Consider the following 3,147-nt stretch of genomic DNA (forward strand, 5'->3'; position numbering starts at 1 on the left):
GCCGATGACGGCGCCCATGCCGCCTTCAGCGCACACAGTGACACTACTGCACATGAGGACATTCCTGGCCCGGACGCCCCCGCACCGGGGAACTTCAGCGGAGAAACGGACGAGCCGACGCAGCCGCTCTTCGCTTTCCTGAGCGACCACAGCGCGGACACGTCCCCAGACATGCTCACAGATATGTCCCATGAGAGCGGGGACGACACCCTGCACAGCGGCTATCTCAGCAACGATGCCGGCGACAGCGGCGCTCTTGCCGATCTTCATGCCTCCATCACTCTGGCCTATGGCGATGAAAGCTTTGACGCCCTGTTTGCGGCAACCACCGCGCAGGCTGCCGAAGATGGCAAGACCGACCTCTTCGAAGGAACCGACCTGAACACTGTGGCGCTGACCGACATGAATGCGGCCCTTGGTCAGAATCCCCTTGCCGAGGCGGCCCACGATGCTCCTGCCGCAACGGTGGAAGGCATGGTCATTGCCACGAGCGAAGTCAGCAGTGCGCCCAGCGTTATGGATTCCTGCCAGGAGAATACCGACAACGCCGCAAGGGAAATCGCAAGCAGCTAGAGCAGTTTACGCAGATCCGTCCGTTTGGGAATGCACATCCGCAAAACGGCTAGGCTTCACCAAGGCGCGTAACAGCACAAAAACCAGCGCAGCTTCATCCGCAAGCCCTCGGGCAACGGATGAAGCTGCGCCTGCCTTTTGGCGGTGGCGGCCTGTTCACACAGTCGCCAGAGCAGTTTCAAAGTAAAATGCGCAAAAGCGTGAAGGCGTTCCTTCAGGCATCAACCGGCACAAAAACCGTGCGCTCAGCGCCGGAAGCGCTCTGCCAGAGCTTTGCCGGAAACGCGCTTCCCGGTTTTCATGTCAAAGGCCCTGCAGCAGCCGGGGGAAACCTCGTCAATAAGCATGGGCGCACCCTTTTCATCAAGGGCCCATTCAATTTTAATATCCCAGAGATCCAGATCCCGAGCCGCAAACATGCCGTGTATGGCCTGCATGGCCCTTGTGTTGCTGTCCAGAAGGGCGCTCATGGTCCTGGCCTCCACAACGCCCAGGGCCACAAGGGCGGAAGGAACAACAAGCGGATCGCCGGCAGCGTCGTCCTTGAGGGTTATCTCAAACACAGGCTCGGCAAAACGCATGCCGTCATGTACGCCCGGAACCATGCCGTAACGGCGCAAAAAACTTCCTGTGCATACCCAGCGGGCGATCCACTCAATGCCGGGGTTGAACATGGTTCCCCTGCGCACGTCCATTGACAGTGAGGGCAGGTCGTAGGCGATCATGTGCGTGGAGACGCCATTTTTTTCAGCCAGTTCTTCAAAGATGGCCGAGGCCATGAGCAGGCAGGCCTCTCCTTGACCGGGTTCGGTGTTTTCCGCCACCGTGTTTCCGCCGGGATCGATTTCTCCGGCAGCATTTTTTGTCACCCGGTCTGAAAAAATCAAACGCAAGCCGTCTTCGCCGTTGTCATACACGTCTTTGGTTTTGCCGCGGTACACCAGGTTCATGCTCTACTCTCCATTTTTATCGCACGGTTTTATACAAGTTCGCAGGCGTGCATACGTTGGCGCTCTCCCCTGCCCCATGCGCGAAAGTGATGCTGCCCAATTACAAATTTTTCTGCAAGTTCTTCTTGAATGCGGCAGAACATGACGCGGTGAAACGGAACAGACGCCCCTACCTGCCCGTTTGACAGGCCGGGTCTGCGGGCGGGACGGGCAGAAAGGCAGCGGGCAGGTCGGGCAACCGGCAACAGAACGCGCCTTTGCGCACGCCCCTGCGGCCGCAGCAACGAAAGAACGCGCGCCGACATTGCCGACGCACGTTCTTTCAGGCCCTGCAAAGCTGAAAACATGTCTTTTCAGCGCAGGCATATGGCACGTACCTGCATATTATTGCAAAGCCTGCCCTATGGACTGATGGTAGCCGTTCATGCGTTGCCGCTCAAGCCGGGACCGCTGAAGATCCTGGCGCAGGGCATCGCGCGCCCTGATGGCAAGCCCTGTCAGGTGCTCCTGCACACGGGCCAGTTCCACAAGATGCCCCCGATACTCATCAGCATGGCTGCTTTCAAGCACATACCAGGCCATGCTGGTGACCTCGTTGCGTTTTTCCGCAAGAGCCATAGCCCTGTCATACGCGCCGTCTTCAAGAGCGATCATTTCCTGCCGGGCGAGATCAAGGGCCTGGTCCAGCAAGCTGAGTCCCTGAGCCATAAAAACTCCTTACGCCCTACTGGGCAACACGCTTGACAATCTGCTGGTGCAGCAGCTCGCTGACTTCACGCCATTCGGCGCAGATGGGCAAAAATTCGTATTCCAGCAGGTCGGAAAGCAGAATCCAGTCTTCGTTTTCCAGACCATCGCTCATTTCGGAAATCAGGTTAGAGAGCTTTTCGGTCTTTTCGGCAAAAGACGCGGACTCGCCCTCGTCATAACGCCCACGCAGGTCGCCGAGCATGTTCATGAAGTCCCGGGTAACGTCCAGCAGGTCCTGAAGCAGCTCAAGGGCATCGGTGTCCGAGGCTTCACGGAACAGACGGGCAACCTGACGGGCGCCGTGTTCCATCATCAGGGTGACCTTGCCCATTTCGCCTGCTATGTCCACAGCCAGTTCGCTGTTGGGTACAGAACGCACCTCAAGACGCGAAATGGAGTCGCAGGTGATGTCTTCTGCCTGATGCGGGTAAATCTCTGAAAAGGCTTCATCGTTTACCAGAACATCGGTGATCACGCGCCCTTCCATTTCCTCGTCACGCATGATGCTGGTCAGGGCCTGCTCAAGGTTTTCAAACGCGGATATGCTTTTGAAGCTTTGATTGCCATCAACGATTATCATAGTGTTCCTCCTGTCCCTACGGGGAAGAATTTGCCGCCATAAGGCTGCATCGGTTATAGCAAACTGCATGCCATTTTATTTATATACTGTCTTTCCACCGCTCTAGCGTCGAGCGTAAACACTGTATCAACTGCGTCAGGTCTGCCATGCTCCCGCCCCGCTGCTGCCGCAGCTCACGCCAGAAGCCGCCCAGGGCGGCAAGAGCCGGGGCAGCGTCCAGCAGGCTTTGCAAACGCTCGCAATTACGCAAAAAAAGTTGCCCGGCCATGGCGCTTTTGCCCACCAGCCCTGCCT

At 57.6% G+C, this 3,147-nt stretch carries 3 protein-coding genes and 2 pseudogenes; 1 reads left to right on the forward strand and 4 read right to left on the reverse strand.

Annotated features, from left to right (window positions below):
* Positions 1-573: pseudogene (locus V6C16_RS10150) on the forward strand (hypothetical protein); the annotation flags it as partial.
* Positions 574-818: 245 nt separating this feature from the next.
* Here V6C16_RS10150 and V6C16_RS10155 read toward each other — a convergent pair.
* The 4 genes and pseudogenes from V6C16_RS10155 to V6C16_RS10170 form a co-directional block, all read right to left on the reverse strand.
* Positions 819-1,523: a phosphoribosylaminoimidazolesuccinocarboxamide synthase gene (locus V6C16_RS10155; protein WP_333536646.1), complete on the reverse strand. Its 705-nt coding sequence runs from the start codon at positions 1,521-1,523 to the stop codon at positions 819-821.
* A gap of 384 nt (positions 1,524-1,907) precedes the next feature.
* Positions 1,908-2,231 carry a hypothetical protein gene (locus V6C16_RS10160; RefSeq protein WP_333536648.1) on the reverse strand — a complete coding sequence of 108 codons (324 nt, stop codon included), beginning with the start codon at positions 2,229-2,231 and terminating at the stop codon, positions 1,908-1,910.
* A 16-nt stretch (positions 2,232-2,247) separates the two neighbouring features.
* A complete protein-coding gene (locus V6C16_RS10165) occupies positions 2,248-2,853 on the reverse strand; it encodes a hypothetical protein (RefSeq protein WP_333536650.1) in 606 nt (201 codons plus the stop codon).
* A 79-nt stretch (positions 2,854-2,932) separates the two neighbouring features.
* Positions 2,933-3,147, reverse strand: a pseudogene (locus V6C16_RS10170) (glycosyltransferase family 9 protein); the annotation flags it as partial.

This window comes from Desulfovibrio sp. 1188_IL3213, assembly GCF_036763145.1.
GTDB lineage: Bacteria > Desulfobacterota > Desulfovibrionia > Desulfovibrionales > Desulfovibrionaceae > Desulfovibrio.